15 protein-coding genes are annotated in these 25,616 nt (G+C 45.1%); all 15 read left to right on the top strand.

The window, feature by feature from the left end; genetic code table 11:
- Nucleotides 1-57 precede the first annotated feature (57 nt).
- The gene (locus ASG85_RS38545; protein WP_156389997.1) at nt 58-207 is read left to right on the top strand and encodes a hypothetical protein; all 150 of its coding nucleotides are present in this window, start codon (nt 58-60) and stop codon (nt 205-207) included.
- A gap of 47 nt (nt 208-254) precedes the next feature.
- A complete protein-coding gene (locus ASG85_RS35570) occupies nt 255-1,262 on the top strand; it encodes a hypothetical protein (RefSeq protein WP_057303775.1) in 1,008 nt (335 codons plus the stop codon).
- 54 nt (nt 1,263-1,316) lie between these two features.
- Nucleotides 1,317-2,660 carry an ABC transporter substrate-binding protein gene (locus ASG85_RS35565; protein ID WP_082588363.1) on the top strand — a complete coding sequence of 448 codons (1,344 nt, stop codon included), beginning with the start codon at nt 1,317-1,319 and terminating at the stop codon, nt 2,658-2,660.
- A 194-nt stretch (nt 2,661-2,854) separates the two neighbouring features.
- Nucleotides 2,855-4,225: an S-layer homology domain-containing protein gene (locus tag ASG85_RS35560; RefSeq protein WP_060649388.1), complete on the top strand. Its 1,371-nt coding sequence runs from the start codon at nt 2,855-2,857 to the stop codon at nt 4,223-4,225.
- Nucleotides 4,226-4,312: 87 nt separating this feature from the next.
- Nucleotides 4,313-4,798: a hypothetical protein gene (locus tag ASG85_RS35555; protein WP_057303777.1), complete on the top strand. Its 486-nt coding sequence runs from the start codon at nt 4,313-4,315 to the stop codon at nt 4,796-4,798.
- An 88-nt stretch (nt 4,799-4,886) separates the two neighbouring features.
- Nucleotides 4,887-5,594 (top strand): ABC transporter ATP-binding protein, encoded by a 708-nt coding sequence (locus tag ASG85_RS35550; protein ID WP_060649387.1) that lies wholly within the window; start codon nt 4,887-4,889, stop codon nt 5,592-5,594.
- Nucleotides 5,578-6,612 (top strand): efflux RND transporter periplasmic adaptor subunit, encoded by a 1,035-nt coding sequence (locus ASG85_RS35545; RefSeq protein ID WP_235550291.1) that lies wholly within the window; start codon nt 5,578-5,580, stop codon nt 6,610-6,612. Before ASG85_RS35550 ends, ASG85_RS35545 begins: the two co-directional genes overlap by 17 nt.
- 12 nt (nt 6,613-6,624) lie before the next feature.
- Nucleotides 6,625-9,525 (top strand): ABC transporter permease, encoded by a 2,901-nt coding sequence (locus tag ASG85_RS35540; RefSeq protein WP_060649385.1) that lies wholly within the window; start codon nt 6,625-6,627, stop codon nt 9,523-9,525.
- Between the two features lies 1 nt (nt 9,526).
- Complete coding sequence (locus ASG85_RS35535; protein WP_057303781.1) at nt 9,527-10,405, top strand: ABC transporter ATP-binding protein; 879 nt, start codon at nt 9,527-9,529, stop codon at nt 10,403-10,405.
- 194 nt (nt 10,406-10,599) lie between these two features.
- Nucleotides 10,600-13,788: an S-layer homology domain-containing protein gene (locus ASG85_RS35530; RefSeq protein ID WP_060649384.1), complete on the top strand. Its 3,189-nt coding sequence runs from the start codon at nt 10,600-10,602 to the stop codon at nt 13,786-13,788.
- A gap of 173 nt (nt 13,789-13,961) precedes the next feature.
- Nucleotides 13,962-15,254, top strand: coding sequence for a Gfo/Idh/MocA family oxidoreductase (locus tag ASG85_RS35525; protein ID WP_060649383.1), 1,293 nt, complete (start codon nt 13,962-13,964; stop codon nt 15,252-15,254).
- A gap of 26 nt (nt 15,255-15,280) precedes the next feature.
- Entirely contained in the window at nt 15,281-17,272 is a 1,992-nt protein-coding gene (locus ASG85_RS35520) for an alpha/beta hydrolase family protein (protein WP_060649382.1), read from the top strand.
- Nucleotides 17,273-17,477: 205 nt separating this feature from the next.
- Nucleotides 17,478-18,785, top strand: a complete 1,308-nt coding sequence (locus ASG85_RS35515; protein WP_060649381.1) for an ABC transporter substrate-binding protein — start codon at nt 17,478-17,480, stop codon at nt 18,783-18,785.
- A gap of 68 nt (nt 18,786-18,853) precedes the next feature.
- Nucleotides 18,854-22,717, top strand: coding sequence for a hypothetical protein (locus ASG85_RS35510; RefSeq protein WP_060649380.1), 3,864 nt, complete (start codon nt 18,854-18,856; stop codon nt 22,715-22,717).
- Nucleotides 22,718-23,287: 570 nt separating this feature from the next.
- Nucleotides 23,288-25,615 carry a hypothetical protein gene (locus ASG85_RS35505; RefSeq protein ID WP_162257310.1) on the top strand — a complete coding sequence of 776 codons (2,328 nt, stop codon included), beginning with the start codon at nt 23,288-23,290 and terminating at the stop codon, nt 25,613-25,615.
- Nucleotide 25,616 lies beyond the last annotated feature (1 nt).

Raw genomic sequence — 25,616 nt, 5'->3', positions numbered from 1 at the left:
GAACTCCACCCCTAATGTAAGCGCAATTAATTAGTAATAAAGTAAGGATATACAAGAATGCCAAACGAAAGTTGCCGGTTCTCGCTTCATTTTTGTAACAAAATAGAAGCGTTTACATGGCGAATAATGGAGGCGAGCTATGAAGAAGTATCTTATTTCACGAAGCAATCGACTAAAGGTATTCAAACTGAGAAAGCTGCCAAGTAAGATCGTATCCGATGGGATTGAATCAAGAACTTAGGGGGAATTAGTTAATGAAACGTTTTCTCATCCTGCTCGTCATCGCTTTGATGACAATGACCGTGATCGGCTGCTCATCATCCGAAGGAAATCCTGAGGCGAGCGTCTCGCCAAAAGTCACAGTATTAGCTACCACATCGATATCGCCAGTACCTACGATATCGGCAGCGCCTACGGATTCTTCCATGGCTTCTACGGCACCAACACCAATAGCTACTTCAGTGGTTTCGGTAACTCCTGCACCTACGGACGCTTCCAAAACCACAGTAACCCCTGCAACTACAGATTCGTCCAAGGCATCGGCAACACCTGTACCTAAGGATTCTCCCAAATCTTCAGCGACATCTACACCAGCAGCGACACAACCCGAGCCATCACAGCAGCCTGAAATTTCACCAAAGGGGAAAAAAGTGCTCTTTGTTGGACGGGAGCAAGTTCCTGTGCCTGCGGAAGATGTTGTTATGGCCGATCGTTTGAAGGGCATGGGCTTCATTGTTACGAAGCTTGGCGATAAAGATTTCACTGCCGATGAAACCAAAGGTTATGACTTGCTCTATTTCAGTCAAACGGTGAACTCTAAGTTTTTGAAGGGTGGCGTCATGAAAGATGTCGCGATTCCAACCGTCTATGTGAAAAGCCACGGTATGTTCTATCTGGGCTTATCCTCGCTTGAGGAAGGAGCCACGGTTAAAAAAATCAAATCGATCGACATCGTTGATAGCAAGCATAAAGTTGCAGGTGGCTTATCAGGCACAGTGGACGTGTATAAAGAAGCTGACACTGGTTACGGTGTTAGTTACGGAATAGTGGGCAAGGAAGCGAAAGTGATTGCAACGATCCCGGGAGATAAGACGAAGGCTGCGCTCTATTATTACGATAAAGGCTCGAAAGCCGATAACGGATACACGACTAAAGCTCGGTTATCATTCTACTATTGGAGTAACGGGATGCAGGATAATTCTACTGACGCAGGATGGAAGCTTTGGGACAATATCGTCCTGTGGACTTTGCAAAATGGCTAATTGTGTTGGAGCAATGTATAGGACAATTATTCATCATTGGAGGTACTAAACACAGTGAATAAATATGTAAAGAGCACCTTGTTTATCGTTGCATTGCTCACACTAATAACAGGCTGTGAAAGTGGTCTTGAATCAAATCCTGTTACTACAGCTAACAAACCGACGAACAAATCGCCTGAAAATGAATTGTTTATTTACACGGTTTGGCCTTCCTTTTATGCAAAAGAAGAAAATTTTGACAAACAAATCGGTCAATTTCTTAAAAAGAAATTTCCAGATATGACGATTAAGCATGTGCACTGGGATAATCCGGGCAGACAATATCAGGACCTAATTGCGGCTGGCACCATCCCGGACATTATTCTTGATAACACTCGTATGAATGCGCAAAGATATATTATAGATAACGATCTTCAGTATGATATCAGCGATTTGATCAAAAAGTATAACTTCGATACAAACCAATTAAATCCGGCCCATATGGCCCAGATGAGAAATATGACGCCGGATGGGAAGTTATATGGTCTGCCATTCAATAATAACGATTTCGTTCTATTCTATAACAAAGACATTTTTGACAAATTTGGCGTCGACTATCCGAAGGACGGGATGACCTACGACGAAGCTTACGAGCTGGCCAAGAAGCTGACACGTGTGGAAGGCGAAATCACATATAAAGGGTATTCTCAAAACCCTGGTCATTATATGAACTACAATCAGCTATCTGTCTCGCCACTTAGTCAAACGGAAGACAAGGCAAGCTTGAACACGCCGGAGTGGAAAAAAATTGTAGACAACTTGAGACGTTTCTATGATATACCCGCCAATCAGTTTGACACCGTCGAAACTTTCGCGACGAAAGGAAATATTGCTATGGCTGTGGCAACAGTGGACCATATTGTTTCGTTCCATGAACAAAACAAAAACTTGAAATTCGATGTCGTGTCGGCACCTTCGTTTAGTGATGTTCCGGATACTAGGTATCAACCGAACCTGTATGCCATGTACATAACGAAGCAATCGACGAAAAAAGATCAAGCTTTCCAGGTTATGGCCGCAATTCTCTCCGAAGAGCATCAAGTCGATTTGGCAAAAGAAGGTGTCATCGTGCCTTTGGAAAGCAAAGCAGTCCAAGAAGCGTTTGGCCAAAATTTGACGCAAATGAGAGGCAAGAACACGAAAGCTATTTTCCATGGCAAAACCGCTTTGCCTCCGGCGGCACGCGCAGCAGGTTTAGCCTGGTACGACGTTCCGATGCAGAACGTATTCGGACCTTTGATTTTCAAAGAGTCCAAGGACTCTGTAACGGCACTGCGCATGATTGAAGAACAATCAACGAAAGGAATTGAAACAAAGAAGGCTGAAAAGGCTGCACTCGATAAATCTATCAAGAAATAATCAACCTCTTAAAGACCTATAAACATGAGTAAAAGCCCCTATAATCGATTCATCTTTTCGTATTAAGGTATGTATAGTGCGAAGATGCCCTTGATGAGGAGGTGAAAAGTAAGTCGTGTAAAGTAATACCTGTTATTTACTTACCTGACCGCAAGTTCGTTTCTTTATTAATCTAATATTGGATGGTGATCTGTTTGAAAAAACTTATATCAACCCTATTAATGTTTCTTCTTTTATCATTCACTTTGCTTCCATTGGCTTTTGCAGAGGGTACCGATTCGGCCGACACTCCTGCCGTTAAATCCGTGGATGATTTCAAGGATTTGAAGGATCTGCCGCAAGACGTGAAGGACAAATTGGATTCACTGATTAAAGGCGGCGTTTTTAACGGATTGACGGAAGATACATTCGGTTTGGATGCCGAAATGAATCGCGCTCAGTTTGCTAAAGTAGCCGGCATTATTTTTAAATTGACCATTGATGAAACGCTTAAAAGCTCAACATTTACGGATGTTCGTTCTGATGATCCCTCCAATTCTTATGCACTTCCTTATATTGAGGCACTGAAGAAAGCAGGGCTAACAAACGGATACGACGCAGAGGGGAAAACGTATAAACCGTCTGGCGCAGTGTCACGTCAAGAGCTCGCGGCGTTCCTCATACGAGGTCTCGGTTTGGAGGAAGATGCTAAAAAAGCCACGCCTGTTTCGGACAACACTGTAGACGATTGGGCAAAAGGATATGTCGCGCTTGCGCTCGAAAAGAAATTTATGACGAATCAAGAAGACGGTAAATTTAGCGGATCGAAATCGGCTACGCGAAAAATGTTGGCGCTTGCAAGCTATGAAGCGAAGAATCTGGTTGAGGGGAATGCTACGACTGATCCGGCAGCACCAACGACTAAGCCAGACACACCGACTACACCTACTGGTGAAATTTCGGCGCAAGGTAAAAAAGTGGTGATTATCGGAAGGGAATCCGTTCCACTTCCTACAGATGATACGACGGTTGGCGATCGGTTGAAAGCCCTTGGATTTAGGGTCACTTATTTAAGTGAAAGAAAACTCACACCAGAAAAATTGGAAGGATATGATTTGATCTACATCAGTCCAACCATTAACTCCAAGTATTTAAAAGGCGGAGTCATGAAAGATGTCGCGATTCCGACTTTATATGGTAAAAACCACGGGATGTACTATCTTGGTCTTTCATCAATCGAAGAAAATGCGGAATTTGCAAATGGAAAATCGATTAGCATTGTTGACAGTAAACATAAAGTAGCAAGCGGTTTATCCGGTAATGTGGATGTATTTAAAGAAGCTGACCCAAAAAGGGCATTTGGTTACGGAATTATGGGTAAGGAAGCGAAAGTGATTGCCACCGTTCCCGGCGACAAGACGAAGGGGACTATCTATTACTATGATAAAGGCACGAAAGCTGACAACGGGTATGCCGTTAAAGCGCGAATATCGTACTTCTTCTTCACTGGGGAGAATGAAGAGATCACTGACGATGCTTGGAAGCTTATGGATGCTCTCTTTTTATGGACGCTGCAAAACGGTTAAAATCCTTTCTAAGAATGAAAACTCCAGTTTATGGACTGGAGTTTTTTCCTAACATATCACATGAATTCTCAGAAGGGAGTGATTTAAATGAAGCAGATAAAACTTTTTAGCATGCTTTCCGTGATCTGTTCATTGTTTTTCTTAACTCAGTCAGCGATTGCACAAATAAACCCTAATATAAAATGGACGAATACCTTATCAAGCAGTGATTCTACTTATAATCATTGTTATTCTTCGGCTGATGTCGGTGACGGTTACACCACGGTAGCTGGTTACAGTAATAAAGAGAATTGTTCGGGTATATCCAGAGGTGAAACTTATGTTGAAAACATTTCCCGAATTACATTTGGTTGGTCGTACTATGTTGAAAGAGACGCTAATATTACGGTAACCGTAGCTACTTATGAAGGCGATTTATTCAACATTACGAAAAATGACAGCAGTGATTTTGAGTATGAAACAGCTATCGACTTACCAGGAGGATATACGGGCCCTGTTTATTTCAATGTCGATGTCAGTGCATGGGATAATGGTTTTGGTGAAGCGAAAATTGAGAATATTGCTTTTGAATAATTGAATCTTTGAAAACGCTCACAAAGAGGAAACATTCATGTTTCCTCTTTGTTATAGACAGACCTGTATATTAGGAGTGTGACTACGCATGATGATCGAGCAACAGCAACAAAACACCAAAGCTCTTATAAGGGTAGAAGGGGTTACGAGGGTGTTCGGACGAGGTTCTATCGCTGTTCACGCATTGAAAGGAGCCTACCTATCGATCCCGGGAAAGCAGTTAGTTGCTCTCAAAGGTCGGTCTGGATCCGGCAAAACAACGTTAATGAATATGCTTGGTGCTCTTGATAGGCCAACGGAAGGCAAAGTGTACTTTCATGATGCCGAAATCAGTGGATTCACAGAGAAGAAACGCAATGAGCTGAGACGTGAACACATGGGATTGATTTTCCAATCCTTTGCTCTGGTTCCATTGATGACAGCTTACGAGAATGTGGAGTTCGGTTTAAGAATTGCGGGCATTCCGTCCGCACTTTATAAGGAATACGCGGAAAGGGCGCTAGAATTCGTAGGGTTGAAAGCAAGAATGAAACATCGGCCCTTTGAGATGTCCGGGGGAGAGCAGCAGCGGGTTGCCATTGCGAGAGCGATTGCTCACAAGCCCTCATTGATCCTGGCGGACGAGCCGACGGCAGAACTGGACAGTAAGATGGGGCTTCAAGTGATGAAGGTATTTAAGGATTTGGTTCAACACGAGGGGATGACCATCATTATGACGACTCATGATCCCTCAATAATGAGCGTTGCCGATCATGTATACACATTGGAGGATGGTCAAATTGTCGAAGAAGCTTAGCAAAATCCTGTTCTCGGTGCTTGGAACATGGTGCATAGCTGGTACCTTGGCAGGCTGCTCTTTGCTGCCGATTGAAGAACCAGAATTGAAACCGCCGCTTGTTCAACCTCTCACCGAATCCTTAACACTTTTTGAGGTGAAGAACGCCAATATCGCTAAGCAAATTACGGGAGTGGCGACGTTTGCATCGGATCAAATGGATTACTTATTTTATAAAGAATCCGGCGGTAGATTGACGTCATTCAGTGTGAAATTAGGAGATAAAGTACATGCAGGCGATGTCGTAGCTTCAACAGAAACAGGCGATTTGGAAATGAAAATTCGGTTGCAGGAAATTACGCTCGAAAAGATCAAAATTTCAATGGCCCAAGAAATAGCGGATAAGGGTGGCGATGATCCAGCTGTTCGTTTGAAAATGCTTGATTATGAAAGCGCTCAAATTCAGTTGAAATCGCTGCGGAGTCAATTGGAGAGAACGACTCTCGTTGCAACGGTTGACGGCATCGTAACTTACATTGAACCGATGAAACTGGGCGATCAAGTATCGGCGTATAAACAACTAGTGACAATCTCAGACCCGAATAAGATGAAACTCGTTTATACGGCCTCCAGTCAGAACGATTTGGTTGGCGTTGAAATAAACATGGATGTCAATGTGAAAATAAAAGATAAGACGTATGTAGGGAAGGTCGTTCAAACGCCAATGACCGCTCCGATAAGCGATAATAAAACGGTACAGGATAAGAACTCGAAGTCACTCTTTATTAACGTACAGGGACTACCGGCAGAAGTGACGATTGGTTCCCAAGCAGACATCACCATAGTGACGGAAAAGAGAGAGAATGTGTTGGTCATCCCTAGAGCGGGGCTGCGCAGCTACATGGGACGCGACTATGTACAGGTTATGGAAGGAGAAAGCAGGAAAGAGATCGATGTGGAGAAAGGGATCGTTGCGGCAAGGGAAGTGGAAATACGCAAAGGTATTACCGTAGGGCAGAAGATTATTTTGAATAATTAGGAGGTTAAGAGATTGGCATTATTTATCATGATCTTGCGCAAAATGATCAATAATAAATGGCTGGAGCTTAGCCTGCTATTCGGATTGGTGTTATCTGTGGCTCTAACGAGCACGATGCCGATATATACAAACGCAATCTTGCAAAGATTACTGATTCAGGAGCTGCAGCAATTGCAAACCTCTAGCAGTCAGTATCCCGGCATCTATTGGTTGTCAGCAAATTTGGTTCCAGAAGATAAGCAAAAGAACGAAAAAATTTCTGAAACCGATGAATTTCTGAACAAAGCCAGTCATCGCTTTGGCCTTCCTGTCCAGCAGCTCGTCCGTGAAAGGTCGACAGAGCGATATGGTCTTACTCCGGCCGAACCAGACAAAGTTGATATACACATACAGCGGTCAGCGGATTTCTCTGCCATTGATGGCATGGAGAAACACATTCGGCTAGTGGACGGACGTCTACCGGAGAAAGAGCCGGTTAATGGGGTGTATGAAGCGCTTGTTGTAAAAGAAGCTTTGACAGAACTTGGCATGGTGCTGAATACCGTTTTTACAATCCAAGATGAGAATATGAAACAACCGGTTTACGTCAAGCCAGTAGGCGTATTCGATCGTAAGGATTACACGGATCTATTCTGGTATAACATTCCAAGCAGCTATAAAAACAGCTTTCTGATCAATTTTGATTTATTTGAAAAAGAGTTCACAGCAGGAAGCAAACTAACTATTCAGTCTAGCTATTGGTATTTGGCCCTTGATTATAGCAAAATGTCGCTGGTATCCACGAACGATTTCATTGATGCTCATCGCACGATCACGGCTCATATGGAGAAACGTTACGAAACTCACAATACGAATGCTCCTGCCTTACAAACTTTGGGTGCCTATTACGTAAAAGAAGCCAATCTAAGGCTCATGCTCTGGTCGTTAAATGTGCCAGTTATGCTCATGCTCGCCTTTTACTTGTACATGGTTGCAAACTTGATCACGGAACGCCAGAAAACGGAAATCGCCGTATTACGCAGTCGTGGAGCTAGTCGCTTGCAAATCATTTTCAGTTATGTCGTGGAGGGCTTAGTGCTCGGCACAATTGCTTTCTTCATCGGACCGTATTTCGGTGCTTTTTTGACTAAACTATTGGGTGCTTCGAGCGGGTTTCTTGAATTCGTACAGCGGGCTAAGCTTGAGGTTGAATTGAACCGGGATGCTTTCCTGTATGGGTTAATTGCTGTCGCAAGCTCACTTGTGATGACGCTGATTCCGGTATTCCTTGCCATGAGGGTAACGATTGTTGGGCAAAAACAACAGTCGGCAAGACAGGAGAAAAGCTCTTTTTGGCATAAATATTTCATAGATGTCATGTTGATTGGGATAGCCCTTTACGGCTTGAATAATTATAAAACGCGTATCAAAGAGCTGCTGTCGCTTGGCTTAAAATCCGGCGATTTAAAGGTAGATCCGCTGTTGTTTCTCATTCCTGCACTTTTTATATTGGGTATGGGTCTGTTCATTCTTCGATTTTACCCTTGGTTTATGCGTTTGGTGTTTAAGGTCGGCAGACGCTGGTGGCCACCTTCCCTTTACAGCACACTGATACAAGTCAGCCGTTCGACCATTCAATATCAATTTATTATGGTTTTTCTGATTATCACAATTGCCACAGGCCTATTCAGTGCCAGTGCTACCCGTACGATCAACAAGAATACAGCGGATAAAATCCATTACTCCGCGGGTGCCGATATCACGATGCAAATCCGTTGGGAGAATGACGCCCCTCCGGCTATTTTGACCGGTTTAATGGAAGAATCCGAAGAGGAATCAGCTGATTCCAATGCTGATTCCGATGCTCCGCATAAGACGCAATATACAGAGCCGTCATTCCTACCGTTTACTCAGCTTAATGGTGTGGAACACGCCGCAAAGGTGTTTAATAAAAAGGATGCGATTTACACTCGGGGAAAAACAACTGAAGATATACAACTTATGGGAATCGAAAGCAAGCAATTTGGTGAAACCGCATGGATGCGTGATCGTTTACTTGACCATCATATCAATGATTACTTAAATTTGATCGCTCGCAACCCGTCTGCTGTTTTAATTTCCAAATCAATGGCGGAAGAATACGGCTTGAAACCTGGCGACACCATGACTCTTGGCTGGGAAGGCGTAGAAGGTGCCCAATTTACCGTGTACGGGGTGATTGATTATTGGCCGTCTTGGAATCCAAACCCCGGTGTGAATGACACAGTGACAACCACAACGAAGCAGGGGTCCACTACGAAAATTAAGAAGCCAAATCTTGTGATCGGCCACCTTCCGTATATTCAAAACAATCTTGCGCTGGAACCCTATGAGGTTTGGTTGAAGCTGAAACCAGAGGCTAGCAGTCAAGCGGTATATCAAGCCATCGTTGATCATGGCTATGAGATAGAGTCTTTGAGGGATGCCAAACAGGAACTGATTAAGTCGATCAAGGATCCCTTCCAGATGGCCATTAATGGTGTGATGACGCTCGGGTTTCTGATATCGATCTTTATTTGCTTTTTTGGCTTCCTGTTATATTGGGTTCTCTCTTTATTCGCTCGGACGCTTCAGTTCGGCATTTTGAGAGCGATGGGCATTTCCTTTTTCCAGTTGATTCTGATGCTTATTGGTGAGCAAATCTTGATCTCAGGTGCGGCGATTCTCATTGGAATTCTGACCGGTAACTTGGCGAGTCATTTGTTCGTACCTTTATTTGAATTGTCATTCGATCCGAAAACGCAGGTACCGCCATTCAAAGTTACATTTGATCCTCGTGATCAAGTTCGGCTGTACTGGATCGTCACGATGATGATCGCAATTGGATTGGGAGTACTCGGGTCTTTCGTGTCCCGAATCCGAATTCATCAAGCTGTTAAGTTAGGGGAGGATTAGGATGATCCATTGTGAAAATCTGGTCAAAATTTATAAAATTGCCGATTTGGAGGTAGTTGCGTTACAAGGATTGGACTTGCACGTGGAGGCTGGTGAATTGATGGCTATTATCGGCAACAGCGGAAGCGGTAAGTCGACACTGCTAAATATGCTTGGGGGGCTTGACAGCCCCTCAGCTGGCAGTCTAAGGGTCGATGGCAAAGATTTGCTGGGCATGTCAGAGAAGGACATCGTGAGTTACAAACGAGAGACGGTAGGCTTCGTATGGCAGAACAATGCACGAAATTTAATCCCTTACTTGACGGCATTGGAAAATGTGGAGCTGCCCATCTTACTTCAGGGCAAGCGCAAGCGAGAACGAGCCATGGAACTGCTGGAAGCCGTAGGCCTTAGCCATCGGCTGAAAAACAGACTGAACCAACTCTCTGGCGGTGAACAGCAGCGTGTTGCCATCGCTATTGCGCTGGCGAACCATCCGAAGCTCTTGCTTGCCGATGAACCAACCGGCTCTGTCGATACGAACATGGCCAATCAAATTCTGGATTTGTTCCGGCATTTGACCCGGAGTCTGGGGCTCACGGTCGTTATTGTTACGCACGATCCGCTGCTTGCCAAAAAAGTGGATCGCGTAGTAGCTATTCGAGACGGGAAAACTTCCTCGGAAATAGTGAGGCGCAAATCGTTCGATCAAGAACTGCTTGAAGCAGTCCATGGCATCGAAGAGCAGGAAGAAGAGTCGCACGTCGAATATGCGGTGCTGGACCAAGCGGGCCGGTTACAAATTCCTTCAAACTACTTGGAATCAATAGGAGTGAAAGATACGAATAAAGTCCAAGTTACGTTGGAGGAGGGAAGAATCGTACTTCTGCCACCCGAATAATGATGAAGTAAACAACCTATAAAGATGCATAAAAGCCCCTATAAAAAGTTCGCATTTTTGCCATATAGTTAGGTCATGCAAGTAAACTGAGATTGGAGAGTGGGTTGATGTGATCAGAGAGACAACAGTGTTCAAGCGAAATGTAAGCGTTTTATTTTCACGTATTTTTGCTTGTCGGGAGGTGTATGCATCAAATGAATAAACAAATTGCGCTTTTCTTATCGTTCTTATTTTTCTGTTACTGCGTAACTCCTATGGCTTATGCAGCTGATACCTCGTCGCAAACCTCACAAACGACAACCACACCGTCAACATCGACTACACCATCTGCGACACCAGCGGCAACTACAAAAGCAACAACTCCATCATCGTCTGTAACTTCAGACACGTATCTGGCCGACCAGTTTGGCGATTTGAAAAGTATTTCGAAGGACGACAAGAAAAAGATTAACGCTTTATTAAAAATGGACGCGATCGATACGGCGTCAGTAGATTCTTTCGGTCTGGACCAACAAATCACTCGAGCTCAATTGGCGAAGTCAGTTGCAATCATTTTAGGATTACGCATCGACAAGGCGGTTGCAACATCGAACTTTTCCGACGTCCAATCGGATGACCCTACTCGTCCTTATATCGAGGCTTTGAAGAACTCGGCTCTTACGTACGATGTTGTAGATAAGTTCAATCCGACCGGGCAAGTGACCCGTCAAGAACTCGCCATGCTGCTGATCAAGGGACTTGGTTTGGATGAGAAGGCGAAAGCAGAGATGCCTAGCAAGGATGAAACCGTAGACAGTACATACAAAAGCTATGTTACCTACGCAATTAAGCAAAAAATCATGACTAACCAGACTGAGGGTAAATTCAGCGGAAGTGTCCCTGTTACCAGAAAAGCGTTTGCGCTTGCAGTTTATGAGGCCATGCAGCTGCATTTGACAACAGCGAAGCCTGCAAAAGCATCCATCGCCGAAGTCAAATTAATGGGTACAGGCAAAATATCCGTAAGACTTAATCGGGATGTCGACAGCAACAAGGCCATTTTGAATGTCACGAAATACGGTTCGGATACGGCGATGCCATCAAGCACCGTGTGGTCGGATGACAATATGAACGCGACGCTCGAAACGGATGCGTTAACGTATGGCAAATATACAATTGAATTATCAGGGATGGATGCTGGGAGTATCGATAAGGGGAAAATAGAATTTCTCTCTGAAGTGGGGCAGATCCAAAAGTTGGAGATTGTTACTTCTTCGGAAAAGCTTCCTAAATCCAAAGTATTGATCGAGTTCAAAGCAACAAACCAATATGGCGAGAATGAGATCTTATCCGCAAGCGATTTGAATATCATGGTAGGTGCTCAAAATCGTAAAGTAGACTTTTATCCCGATAAGAATGCTTTCACCATCGATTTGAGCAAAGAATTAATAGATAGTAAAGTGATGGTTTCGTTATTAGAAAAGCGCAGCTTCAAGACAGCCAGCAAATCGTTTATCGTTGGGGACTTTCCTATTGTATCGAAAATCGAAGTGGGAGAACTGAAGATCCCTGGTGGTCAGTTGATCTTTAAAGCTGGTGTTAGAGCTTACCTCAAACTCAAAGCCTATGATCAGCATGGGTATCCCGTCGTTGATTCCGACATTTTAAACATGGGTATCCATAAGTCTTTTACCGCAACGGGGAATGTCATTAATCAAACAGGTGGAAATGATTTCGTCGACTTTGACAATGACGGTTTTCCGGAAATGCAAATGGAAGCGAATATGGATTTAGACGGAGATAAGGAAGTAATTGTTAATTTATTTAGTGCTGGTGAGCAGGTATCTACGACGATTAATGTAACAGCATTGAAAACACCTGCAACCGTCGTAATAAAACCGTTAGCAGAACCGGCGGCGGAAGGTGACGGCGAGAAGTTGTTCGGTTTGGTCATCAAAGATTCAACGGGTTACGAGTTCAGTACATCCGAAATTGTGGAGGCAGAAACGACGGGTAGAATTTCAGTATATGCCACAGGTGGTATCGTACTGGAGGCAGATACACTAACACGTGAAGGTAGACAAGTGGCAATTAGGTCCACGGATGGGCAAATTCGTGTCAAAGAGGTAAAGGCAGCAGGACCGGCGACCATTAATGTTCGAATGAATGCACTTAATGAAACGGTAACGCTGCCCATGAATATAGAGAAACCTCGCAAGCCTAACTCAATTAAACTTGATGCCGAGAGTTCTGTGAGCGTTACCTTGTTTAATGGGGTGAATCCTTCAACGACCTTTAGAATTTATGATCAATATGACATTGAATACAGTACGAACCAGACCGATTATAAGGTTGAAATGAAGCTTGAAAAAATAAGCGGAGAAAAAGGGGCTATATCCAAAACGGTCTTGCCAGGAAACGTGGCGCTCGTCTCTGATGCGAATCCTATTTTACTGAAGGAAGTTAATCAAATCGCTGGTAAAGGCATCACTATCACGCCACATGCAACATTGAAGGGAAGCTACCGCCTGACCGCTTCATTGGTTAAAGTCGACTCAAATTTGCAAATCGTAGAGACTTTGGACTCCTTGTCTGTATCATTAAATGTAGTTGACATCAAAAAAGCGGATCTAGTCTACTGGTTAGATCTGGGCGATAGCTTGAATGCAGCAGGGAAATTATATTACGATTGGGGAAATACGAAAAGCGTTACGGATGCGACTTACTTATTCAACAACGCCAGCTATAAGCTCGCTGGCAAAGATGTCGTAGTAGGAGTCAAAGATAGCTCAGGTTATAAAGTATCCTATACCCCTAAGGTCAAGTGGTTAGCTGTTAGCAATCCGAACATTATCGCGTTTAATGGAGATCCTGTGAATCCTAAGTTCATCGGTATCAACGAGGGAAAAACGACCTTAAAGGTCTTCTTCGACACACCACTCGGACAGAAAGATCTCACCATGGAATACCCGATCTCTGCCGACCCAATGGATGTGTCAGAACTTAAGATTAATCAACCTACTCCAAAATCGGTTGCGGGCGGCGCTGCTTTGCCTTTGAACGGTCTCTATGTTTGGGACACAAAGCTGATGGGCCAAATTCAGGTCGTTTCCAATTACGGCAGTTTCGTAAATCAAAATTGCACGGTTTCTGCCAGTTGTCCTACTGGGTACCAAGATCAAATTACGCCAGTTAATAATATTCTCCAAGCCAAGATGTGGATCAGTGACATTGTGTATCTGACGGGAACGACTTCGGCCCAGCAAGATACGATCTCGATCGGCAATGATTTTAAAATATCGTATACCCGAGTTGGCAGCACGACTTCGAACAACATTAAGCAATTTACCATTAATTTCGCTTCTCAAGACCAGTACAAAACTTTTATCGCTGTTCTTCAATAGTGGTTTATGATCCCTGTCGGGTTTTCCCGGCAGGGATTTTTTTGGTGTTAAATGTGGATATTACGTCTCGTCATATCCCTTAGACAGGATTGACCTATAATCAAGGTCGTATTTACTAATTCTTTGCCCATCGCATATTTGTATACTTAACCTAAGATTGGAGGGCGAAAACTTTGGCAAGAAAAAGATATGTCATCTGCGGAGTTAGTACTAGAGCGAACGGCATGTTTATCAAGAACATGCTGGAAACCTTTCAGTCGCATTGTGAAATTGTTGGATTGCTCGACGCGGATCCCGGACGATTTACGAATTGTTTCAAGAAATTTCCGGCGTTAAGCGGGCTTCCCGTTTATCTCCCTGATCAATTTGAACAGATGATTCTGGAGACGAGCCCCGACGTCATTATTGTCGCAGGCGCGGACCACACCCATGCGGATTACATTGTTAAAGGATTGGAGCACCATCTTGAAGTCATTTCGGAAAAACCAATGGTTACCAGCGGAACAGATTGCAAACGTGTTCTGGATGCTCAGAACATTAGCAGGGGGAAGCTGTATGTAGCCTTTAATTACCGCTACTCCCCGATTCACACGAGAATCAAGGAGTTGATTCTTGAAGGTAGAGTCGGGAGGGTGACATCGGTCGATTTGAATTGGTATCTCGATACGTACCATGGCGCAAGCTATTTTAAAAGATGGAACCGTAAAAGAAGCCATTCCGGCGGATTGTCAGTACATAAAAGCACCCATCATATTGATCTTGTTAATTGGTGGATCGATCAAAAGCCGGTGGAGGCTTTTGCATACGGTGCACTGAATTATTTTGGTCCAGAAGGCGAGCTAAATCCTAAGAAGGAAGACGGAAGGCACTGCGGAACATGCCAAGTCAAGCGGAATTGCGCCTATTTCATGCGATGGTCTACACGGAGCAAGGAGGTTGTGCCTGAAGACGATCATTTGACCAATATGGATGTAAAAGTGGGCAGCTATACCGGATATCGTGCGGACGGCTGCATCTTCGATTCGGAAATAGATATTGAGGATACGTACGCTGCGGTTGTCAAGTATAACAAAGGTGCCATGATGAGTTATTCCGTTAACTTTTCGCTGCCTTACGAAGGGTATCGACTGGCTATTAACGGGACAAAAGGGAGAATCGAAACCCAGGAAGTGATGTCCAAGCGGACAACGCATCAGGTACCCGAGCAAACAATTGAATATTTCCCATTGTTCGGTGGCAAAGAAACAATCCATGTGGTCCCGCGACCGGGAGGACATGGAGGAGGGGACCCTCTCATTTTGGAAGATTTGTTCTTAGGACCAGATCCGATTCGTCCCTATGAGATTATGGCTGGAGCGGAAGCGGGAGCTGACTCTGTGTTGACAGGTGAAGCGATATGGAAGTCTATACAAACTGGCTTGCCAGTCCGCATAGCCGAACTGTTGGTTTCATCGAACACGGACTAATATGAAAAAAGGGGGACATAACTACAGTGTATGAGAATCTAGAGAATGTGGGAATCGCTCACTTTGATGTGAAAAGCCAGCTTCCGCGTTGGGTTTACGAATCCGCTATGCGCGCAGCTGAGAAGGGCGAACAAGCACGTTCAGCTATCAAGGACAAGTCAATGCTTAAGCAGCGGCAGATGGAAATTCGCGAAGGGCTGGAACGCTGCATCGGTGGCATGCCTTCTTCGGATACACCGTTAAATCCAAGAGTTACAGGTACAGTTGAAGGGAACGGTTTCCGTGTTGAAAAGGTCATTTTCGAACCGAGGCCTCATGTATACGCGACTGCTAATTTGTATGTACCCGACGGGTTAACTGAGCCTCGTGGAGCGGTTCTGCTTCTATGCGGGCATCGTGAACAGGCTAAACACTGTGACGAATACCAAACGGTTTGTCATTATTTGGTCCATACTGGTCTTGTCGTGATGTCGCTTGACCCAATCGGTCAGGGGGAGAGGTTCGGATTTTATGATCCAGAATCCAAACAGGCACCAATGACTAGCGTTACTGAACATGAAAATGTCGGGAGGCAGTGTATGCCGTTAGGGGATAGTTTAGCCCGCTACATGCTTCATGACGCCGTACGGGCAATAGATTATTTATGTACCCGGCCGGAGGTCGACCCGATCCGTATAGGTGTGACTGGCCATTCTGGCGGAGGAACGCAGACTTCGCTGGTTATGATGTACGATCATCGCATTGCCGCAGCGGCGCCAGGCGGATTTATTATGAATCGGCCGTATTTTCTGCTAACCGGCAAAGCCCAAGATGCCGAGCAGAAATGGCCTGGTTTCTCCGCGCTAGGTTTCGATCATGAAGACATTGTGATGGCTATGGCTCCCCGGCCTGTGCGCATTCTTGCTACTACGTATGATTCCGTCCCGATAGAAGGTCCCAGGCATACAGTAGCTGTAAACCGCAGATTTTGGGAGATGTATGGCCGAGGTGAAGATCTAGACGTTTTCGAAGATGAAAATGTTCATCGATTTACGATTCCATTGGCACATGCGGCGGCACAGTTTTTCTCCAAGCATTTGCTCGGACGTACCGACGAATATTCAAATGAAGAAATCAAGCTGATCCCTGCCGAGCAGCTCCGGTGTACACAAAGCGGGCAGGTCATCGGTGAGTTGGAGAATGCGAAAAGCACGCACGTTGAAAATAGGGAACGGCTAGCGAAATTTGAGAGATCACGTGAAGCATTGCCAGAAGACGAAAGAAAAAAGCGCTCTATCGAATGGCTTCGAATGCGTGTACTTTCAGACAGACAGCATTGCGACCTTAACCCGCGTCCGTCTGGTGGAGGGGAAGTTGCGAATATGTGGGTGATCCGCAAGATCTGGTGGAGTCAGACCGGATTATTAAACCATTGTTTACAATTTTTCGATTCGAAGCTTGCGGGTAATAAACTCCCAGTAACTATTGCCGTCTGGGACGGCGGATCGAGTCAGCTCGAAGCGCATGCCAAGTGGATTGAAGAAACTTGTGCTTCTGGACGGCTTGCCATGGTGCTCAATCCAACAGGGATCGGACCGCTTCTTCCGCATTTGAATTCTCCTACAGATAAACCTTTCAAACGATTTGGAATGATGGACAGATATACAGACGAGATGATGTGGCTGGGCGACAGTATGGCTGCCATACGGACATACGATGTACTGCGGGCAGTGGAGCTTGCAGCTGGATCATCCAATATCGATCCTTCGGACATTAGACTATATGGGAGCGGACGATATGCCATATACGCTGGACTGGCGGCTTTACTTGATGAACGCGTACAGAATGTTTGCATGGAGAACCGTATGAATAGTATCTCCGATTGGATCAAGGAACCGTTTTACGATGAAACGGACTCCTTAAGTTTTATTTTTCCAGGGATGCTCCGATATTTCGATCTGCCTGATGTGGATAGATGGCTTGCCGAGCAAGGCAAGCTTTATGATTCTTCGCCTGTTAGCAGCGATTTTGTGAGCTGAGGGAGGAAGTGTGCAGCTGAAGGCAATGAGACCTGAAGAACTGAATTTAGCGCGGGAACTGAAAGTATGATGGACCTATATAAATGAAATACCGCCCAATGAAAGCGTTACAATTTCGTAATAAAGTAAGATTAAAGAAAATGTTTAAGCAAATCTTGCGATGTAAGTTTCACAAAAGCAAAACTCTAAGGAGGTTCAAAAAAGTATGAAAAAGTATCTGAAATCATCCTTCTTGATTGCGATAGCAATCACCGCTATTACAGGCTGTGAATCAACACCTACAGCACAAAGTCCAACAGTCGAAAAATCAACAAAAGCACCGGATAACGAATTGTTCATTTATACGGTGTACCCAGCCTTTTACGCGAAAGAAGAAAATTACGAGAAGCAAATCGGGCAATACCTGAAGAAAAAGTTCCCTGATATCTCCTTTAAACATGTGCATTGGGATAATCCAGGTCGACAGTATAAGGATCTGATCGCGGCCGGTACGATTCCCGATATCATCATCGAGAATTCGAGCGGGAACTTTGAAAAGAGTATTATTAAGAACGATCTCCAATACGATATGACCGAATTGATCAAAAAATATAATTTCGATACCAGCAAATTAAATCCAGCAGCCATGGCAAAGATGAAAAATAAAACTCCGGAAGGGAAAATATACGGATTGCCTTACCAATTAAGCGATTTCGTTCTTTTCTACAACAAGGACATTTTTGATAAATTTGGAGTCGATTATCCCAAAGACGGCATGACCTACGATGAAGCTTACGAATTGGCCAAGAAGTTGACTCGTGTTGAAGGAGAAAATACGTATAAGGGCTACCAGCAGCATCCCGGTTTGTATATGACTTATAATCAACTCGGGCTATCACCGTTCAGTTTGACAGAGGACAAGGCAGTACTCGCAACGGACGGATGGAAGAAGGAAGTTGACAACTTAAGACGGTTCTTTGAGATACCGGCTAATCAATTTACTTCGGTGGACGATTTCCCAAAAGGGAAAATGGCGATGAGTGTCCATGTTTCAGAGAAAATCGTTCAATGGTATGAGCAAAATAAAAACTTGAATTTCGATATCGCCGCCATGCCTTCCTTCGCCGATGCTCCTAATACGAAAGCGCAACCGAATATGTATGCGGCTTTTATTACGAAGCAATCTACGAAGAAGGATCAAGCGTTCCAAGTTATTCAATACATGCTTTCCGAAGAGATGCAAGTCAATTTAGCGAAAGAAGGCATTATCGGCTCGCTGCAGACACCTGCGGTTCAAGAGGCGTTTGGGAAAAACCTGCCGCAAATGCAAGGTAAGCACGTTCAGTCGATTTTCTACGGTCAAAATGCCATGCCTCCGGCTGCACGTGCTAATGGCTTAACCTATATTGATGTGCCGCTCCATAATGTGTTCTCTCCTTTGATTTTTGGAGAATCCAAAGATTCGATGACGGCGCTGCGGATGATCGAAGAACAATCGACCAAAGGAATTGAAACAGAGAAAGCCGCCAAATAATCTTTTTCGTCGAAACTCCAGTTTGAGGACTGGAGTTTTTTCTCGAAGCTGGGAAGGAAGAGGAACATATGAACTTATTCCAATTACATAAAAAGTTTGCTAATGCAGACCCGCGTTTCGGACCGGTCCCCTTCTGGTGGTGGAGTGCTGAAGAGGTGACGGCGGAGCGAATTCGCTGGCAAATGAAAAAGTTTCGCGACGGAGGGCTGCGTAACATCGGCATTATTAATTTGGCCCCCACAGGACCGCAGTATGGTTCCGTGAGCGATCTTCCCGTGTTTGCAAGCGAGGATTGGTGGTGCATGTTCGAAATTGCTTTGCGCGAAGCAGAGCGATTGGGCATGTATCTTTGGTTTTATGATCAAATTGGATTTTCCGGATCCAACATGCCGTCTCGTATTGTGACAGAGGATCCAGAATTGGGCGGGTATCAATTACGCCGATTCATGCATGGGGAGGAGATGCCTAAGTCTTCGGAAGTCCTTCTTGAAACAACCGATTATGTGTATGCTGCGGTACGTCAGGGCTTCAATTGGCTCGATCCTAAGGCAACGGGACAATTGATTGACCGGATTCACGGTGAAATGGAGCGCCGCTTCCCTTACGATCTCGGCAAGACGATTGCGGGAAGCTTTCAGGACGAATTGCCTCCGCTGCCACTGTGGACACCTGAGTTGACGGATCGTTACAAAGAAAGGTTTAAAGAGGATTTAACGCCTCTTCTACCGGCATTGTATGATCCGCTTCCTGGGTCTGAACAAGTGCGTCGCCGTGTTTACCGTCTTGCTGCTGAGCTTGCAGAACAATCGTTCTTTATTCCACTCGGTGAATGGCACCGGCAGCGCGGAATGCTCATTTGCTGCGATCAAGCCGGACCAGCCAGAAGAGCAGATCCTAACGGGGCGCAGCGGCTTTATTTGGATTATTTTCGGACACATCGATGGTATAACGCTTCAGGAAGTGACATGGATGGCGAAATTAAGCCGCATTCGTCCATGGCGCATTTACACGGCGGTTCACGCGTATTCTTAGAAGCATTCCATTCCAGCGGTTGGGGCGGGACATTGGAGGAAACGATGCATTGGTTGATCCCATGGTTTCAAGCGGGAGCAACCGTATATAGTCCCCATGCCGTTTACTATAGCACCCGTGGCGGTTGGTGGGAGTGGGCTCCGCCCGATACGGGATGGCGCCAGCCTTATTTCGAGCATTATCCGGTCTTTGCCGACTCGATTAGCCGTATTTGTTATTTATTGAGTGAGGGGACGCACGTTTGCGACGTTGCTGTCCATTACCCGTCATATGCGGTATGCGGATACTTGTCTTTGGCGGATGGGAAAATGAATGAGCATCCGATGGGGGTCTCGAATCGTGAGCACAACAATCAAGTAGCCCATATCCAAAACGTATATAGGAAAATAACAGGCAGTTGGAGCCGCAGAGATCACAAGCAGCCTGGTGCGCTAAGGAAAGCGCAGCTTGATTTCGATATTGCAGACGATAGTGCTCTGCAAAAAGCTACATCAGAAAAGGGCAAACTAAAAATCGCGGATGAGCATTTTTCCGTTTTACTTTTGTGCGGAACAACCGTTATGGATGAGGAAGCACGCGCACGAACCGAAGCATGGTTGAATGAAGGCGGTTTTGTGATTGCTATTGATGTACCGGAAGTTGAACGGGATTTGGCTGGCGCCATATATGTCGATTCAGCAGAGGATGCTGTAGCACTCATGGAATCCCGTATTCCGAAAAGGGTGGAGGGACCAGGTGAATCCTTGCATCGCAAAATCGAGGATGCCGACATCTACTTGCTTCTTCCAGAGAACGGAGCTTTGTTAAGCATGCATCAACCAGCATGTCCGGATACCGTATTACCGGAGTCTGCCGTTTACCGATTAAGAACAGATCGTGAGCCTCAAATTTGGGATCCGGTTAACGGATCTATGGAGCCGATTCCGTATAAACGCGAAGGCGAATGGATTGAATTGCAAGTTTCATTCACATCCTGGCCTGCTGCGTTGATCGTATGCGCTGAGCCGAATGCAACCATTGCGGCATTGGAAAATAATCATGAAGACTTCCCAAATCGTCCCTTTCCAGCACAAATCGGTCAATTGGAAGCGAGAGGGAAAAGGCTGGAGTTGGCAGTTAGCGATTGGCGCATCCGAGTGGAGCCCACTTTGGACAATCGGTACGGGGACTTTGATTTGCATGGCGAACATAACGGCTTTATGCCGATCGAACGACGCATGATGAGTGTGCGCTTAGAGAGGGAGGAGACAGAGGGGGAGAAGGCTGACTGGCATAAACCCGGTTTGGATGAATCCAATTGGTTGACGAGATTGTGGAGCGAATCCGCTTATTGGCATGTATGCCATGGAGAAGAGTTCGACGAATTGCGTTCTGTTCAAAAAGTGTACAGTAACGTGTTTGGAGATCTTGCCATGCGTTCTTGGGCGGGCCGTATGGGTCGTGTTCCTCGTCGATTTCTCAATCTTGGTGAGTTGAAAAAAAGAGAATTCGTTTGGGCAAAAACATTTATTATTTCACCTTCGAGTGGACGTTACTGGATCCGGTCAGAAAGTAACTCTAACATTACTGGACATATCAATGGCAAGGAGATCGCATGGAGCGGAGGACCCGAGGAGCAAACGGCATGGATCGAGCTGCAAGAAGGGAGCAATGAGCTGCTGTTGAGGGCACAAGCTATCGGAAACGGGGTCATAAGGGCAGGCATTGAAGTGAACACGATCGCACATCTGCCACTTCCGAAATGGTTATTTATCCATCATCCTAATTTGCAATCCAGCTTGATGAACCACATCGAAAGCAGACGCGATCACCCATATCAACGGGTTCGAATCGTGTTTGCCGCTCACGGGAGAGCCATACTTTATGTGAACGGTGTCAATGTGACCGAGCACGGGGATTTCAACCCTTACATCCGGCAAGGCCAGGAAGAAATAGATGTTACGGCTCTATGGCAATACGGCATGAATGAAGTCAGGGTTGCTTTACCCGAAGGGAAAGGCGAGGTATTTGTAGACGGAGTTATTGAGCTGCAGAATGGTGAGTCTATAACTTTCTTCTCTGGTGAAAATTGGTTCGACGAACAAGGGAATGCTCCGGGTATCCATCATTTCTCCGTTCTCCAATTTGCGGAAACGGAGTCATTATGGATTTCTGCTAGGCCGCATCCGCTTCCGATGGTGGGCTGGCTTATGCCTGAATCTGTTCCCGAGCCGAAGCCGCTCTCTTTCTCTGCTGATCCTACCTGCAACGGAAGACCCGTTTGGCTGCGCTTTCCCCTGCCTATAGGAGCGAAGAGAATGCGTATCGAAAGCGCAGGGGAGATGCGTGTTTGGATTAATGGCACAGAAGTCGCAGCAAATGGCGGCAATGTGGAGTTTGAGCCACAGCTAGCTGGAGCCTTAGCTGCCGTAAGAATAACTCCAGATGGACCGTCTACAGAAGCGGCCGTTCTTCTTGCACCGATTCGCTTCGAGACGACACCTGTACAAGGCTCGTTAGGTGATTGGCGGACCTCACTTTGTTTGCCCCATCATAGCGGCGCAGTGGAGTACGAAACTGTTTTTGAGACTTCATCTCACGTTGGTGCCGAACTTGAATTGGGGCACGTCAGGGGGACCGCGGAAGTTTGGGTAGACGGTATGCCTTTAGGAGTAAGGCTTTGGAGACCATATCGGTTCACACTGCCGAAATTGCCTGAAGGCAAACATCGGCTTAGGATCCGGGTGACAAACACACTTGGCACACACTACGAAATCGGCAAGCCAACAAGTCTGGTGGGAGGAAATCCTGAGGTAACCTATTGGAACCGAGGCCGAAATGAGGATGAGCTTGGTTGGCAGGAATGGTTTCCCACCGGCGGTTTATATGGACCTGTCGTGATCGTTACGGGTGATGTTTAAGTAAGATTTCAGATAACTGGCCTCCCATGCCATCTTGAGCAGTTCAGCAGCTTTATGAATGGTTATGGTTATTGTGGATACTAGTGTTGCATTCTGTACAACAATTGGGAGGCCTAAAGGCTATTTTGCAACTTGAAGTTGCAGTTCGTACAACATTTTGAGCCCATTCGCTGCAAAATCGGCTGTAACGGGCCCAATTGTTGTGCCCCGATTTAAGACATCTCGATGTAGAAGAAGTTTGGATGAATGAATAGCAGTCTATAAATTCCAATGGTCTAGGGGATTTAAGTCATGAACAACCTATATTTATGGGATTATTGCCCTATGATTTTTTTTTCATTCTATTATACATTTTAGTCAAAGCATCAAGACATCGGATATGTGAATCAAAGATTCACAAGTAAATGCAAGCGCTATCAAAACCTTATTTGGAAAGGGGGGATCACTGAGTTTTCACGTAGATCATTGGAAAGTTAGACAAATTGCATCTGGAGGTGTATAAATTTGCGTATTCAAATTCAACGAATACTATGTTTCGCGTTGTTGTTTAATGTTCTGCTAGGAGTCGGAATGCTGGGGCAACCTCCTGCAGCTGCCGCAGATTTAGTTGTTGAACCAACTACTTTGCTGGACAAAGATTTTTCTAGCGCAATAGAGGGACAGTCGGCTTCCCAGCTTGGTTTTGATTATTCCACGCTTCCTTCAGGCGCCACGAGCAGCGCAGTTGTTGAGGTTGATCCGGTAGCTAAACAAAAAGCACTGCATCTTACAGTTAACGGTGCGGGTACCAGCCAGTTCTTGATCAATAAAACCTTCAGCGAGACAAAAACCGGTACAGTAACGGCAGAGATCACTTTTATGCAGCCGGGTACTTCCAAAGCCAAGGACCAGATTATTTACCTCACGAATGCTGCAGGCACCAAATCGCTGGTGATTGCGGGTTTGGATTCTTCGAAGGGTGTGGTTTATTGGCCTGATACAGCTCCAGTCGATCTCAAAACACCTTATCAATTGAACAAATGGCACACGATAAAAGTTGAACTAAATACACTGACAAAGAGATTTAATATGTGGTTTGACGGTACGCTTATCTCTGCTAGAAAAAATACAAACGATGCCATTGATGTGAAAAAGATATCCATCGGCACCCCGGCGGGCAATGGCGAGCTTTATGTCCGCAGCATCAAAGTTTTGCATACGCCACCGAATTATATGCCAGCAAAGCCTAAAATCGCTTATTGGGTTGGGCGGGATAAATCGATCGCGATGTGGATAGAACCGGACGCATGGGCTTCCAAATATAGTATTAAAATAAAGGAGAAAGCGGAAGATCCTTGGTATACGACTGCGACATACACATCTATTCCTACATCTATTCCGCCATATGCGTCTCCTTCGGCCAGCAAAATCTGGGACCCTGTGACCAATACGGCTGTTGCTTTAACGAATGGCAAGACATACATAGTAGGTGTAGCCGTAATTACCAGGGATGAAACAGCAAAAATAGATTATGAGGGTGAAATTGCGGAATTTACAGCCACCCCCTACGCCGTTACACCGATCGAAACTCCTGACACCAACGTCATCGGAACCGTTACGGCATATAACAACTACAATGCGAACAGATGGTCAATCAATTCCGGTCTCCATGTTGATGACGAGCCATTTGCAGACAGAACGTCTGCACTCAAGATTACCGTTCTTCCAGAGAAGTATAGCCGCATGGATTGGATCAAAACACACGCAGATACAATGAAATATACGGGAAGCTCCACAGGCATGCAGATTGCTACTTTTCCAGTTCGGGATAAGGCTTCGATTTATGTGGCAATGGATCAAAGGGAAACACCGCCTACATGGCTATCATCAGATTCGGGATGGACGGATACCGGTGATACCATACAATTGGCCGACCCGGCACTTTCCTATACATTCAAAATTTATCAAAAAGATATGGCCTCTGGATCAACTGTCACAATGGGTCTGAATAATGTAACCGATTATAATGCAGGCAAGAACGCTGGTTACTTCGTCATGGCTGAACGGGTTCCGACTGGCTTGAAAATGGATTCATTCGTACCTTGGACGAATAAATCCAAGTACACATTGAAGGGTTCCTTAGATGAAACAAGTGTAACCTTGGCTGTCTATAACAATCAAACTCTTGTCTATGACAGCAGACTAGCGCAGAATCAATTTTCTGTGGATGTCGAGTTGACTCCTGGCGCAAATAACATTGAATTAATAGCAAGAAGAGCTGGCAGCAATTATTCGGATAAAATCTCTGGCATTGTTCATTTTGATCCGGTTGCACCCGTACTTCATATGACTGTACCACCAACTTCCGTGAAAGACTTTCTTTACAACGTACAAGGAACTGTAGATGAGGAATCAAAAGTAACGATCAAGAACAACGGCGTATCGGTTGTAGATTCCGTGTACACATCGAGCAACATTCCGTTTTCATATCCGGTGCAGTTGTCGGAAGGAATGAATCAAATGGAAATTTCCGCAATTGACGCTGCAGGTAACGAGAGTATGAAAAGCTTTTCCATCGATTATACGTTTTGGGCAGGAAAGCCGAATTTTTACAATTTAAACGAAACGGAATTGACGACGTTAGTATCATCAACGGATATGATTGCACAGAAGCAAATAACAAATACAACACCGAATGCAAAGCAAATTACGCTGTTTGTTGTGTTGTTTGATGCGAACAAGAAAATGGTTGATTTTTCGACACTTATTGAAGAATTTGCCCCTGGAGAAACCAAAACGTTGAGCACTGGATTTCTGCTGCCTGCAGAAGTGAGTGGTTACAGTTTGAAAGCATTTATTTGGGACAGTTTGGACGGTATGATGCCCTTATCCGAGGAATCGATTATTGAAGGAGGTTAAC

The organism is Paenibacillus sp. Soil724D2 (genome assembly GCF_001427935.1).
GTDB lineage: Bacteria > Bacillota > Bacilli > Paenibacillales > NBRC-103111 > Paenibacillus_E.
The sequence above is the reverse complement of the archived record's forward strand: the minus strand, read 5'-3'. Positions and strand labels throughout refer to the sequence as shown.

Coding starts and splice junctions, on each gene's coding strand:
- ASG85_RS38545 (WP_156389997.1), top strand. CDS start 58: ATGCCAAACGAAAGTTGCCGGTTCTCGCTTCATTTTTGTAACAAAATA.
- ASG85_RS35570 (WP_057303775.1), top strand. CDS start 255: ATGAAACGTTTTCTCATCCTGCTCGTCATCGCTTTGATGACAATGACC.
- ASG85_RS35555 (WP_057303777.1), top strand. CDS start 4,313: ATGAAGCAGATAAAACTTTTTAGCATGCTTTCCGTGATCTGTTCATTG.
- ASG85_RS35550 (WP_060649387.1), top strand. CDS start 4,887: ATGATGATCGAGCAACAGCAACAAAACACCAAAGCTCTTATAAGGGTA.
- ASG85_RS35535 (WP_057303781.1), top strand. CDS start 9,527: ATGATCCATTGTGAAAATCTGGTCAAAATTTATAAAATTGCCGATTTG.
- ASG85_RS35530 (WP_060649384.1), top strand. CDS start 10,600: ATGAATAAACAAATTGCGCTTTTCTTATCGTTCTTATTTTTCTGTTAC.
- ASG85_RS35515 (WP_060649381.1), top strand. CDS start 17,478: ATGAAAAAGTATCTGAAATCATCCTTCTTGATTGCGATAGCAATCACC.
- ASG85_RS35510 (WP_060649380.1), top strand. CDS start 18,854: ATGAACTTATTCCAATTACATAAAAAGTTTGCTAATGCAGACCCGCGT.
- ASG85_RS35505 (WP_162257310.1), top strand. CDS start 23,288: ATGCTGGGGCAACCTCCTGCAGCTGCCGCAGATTTAGTTGTTGAACCA.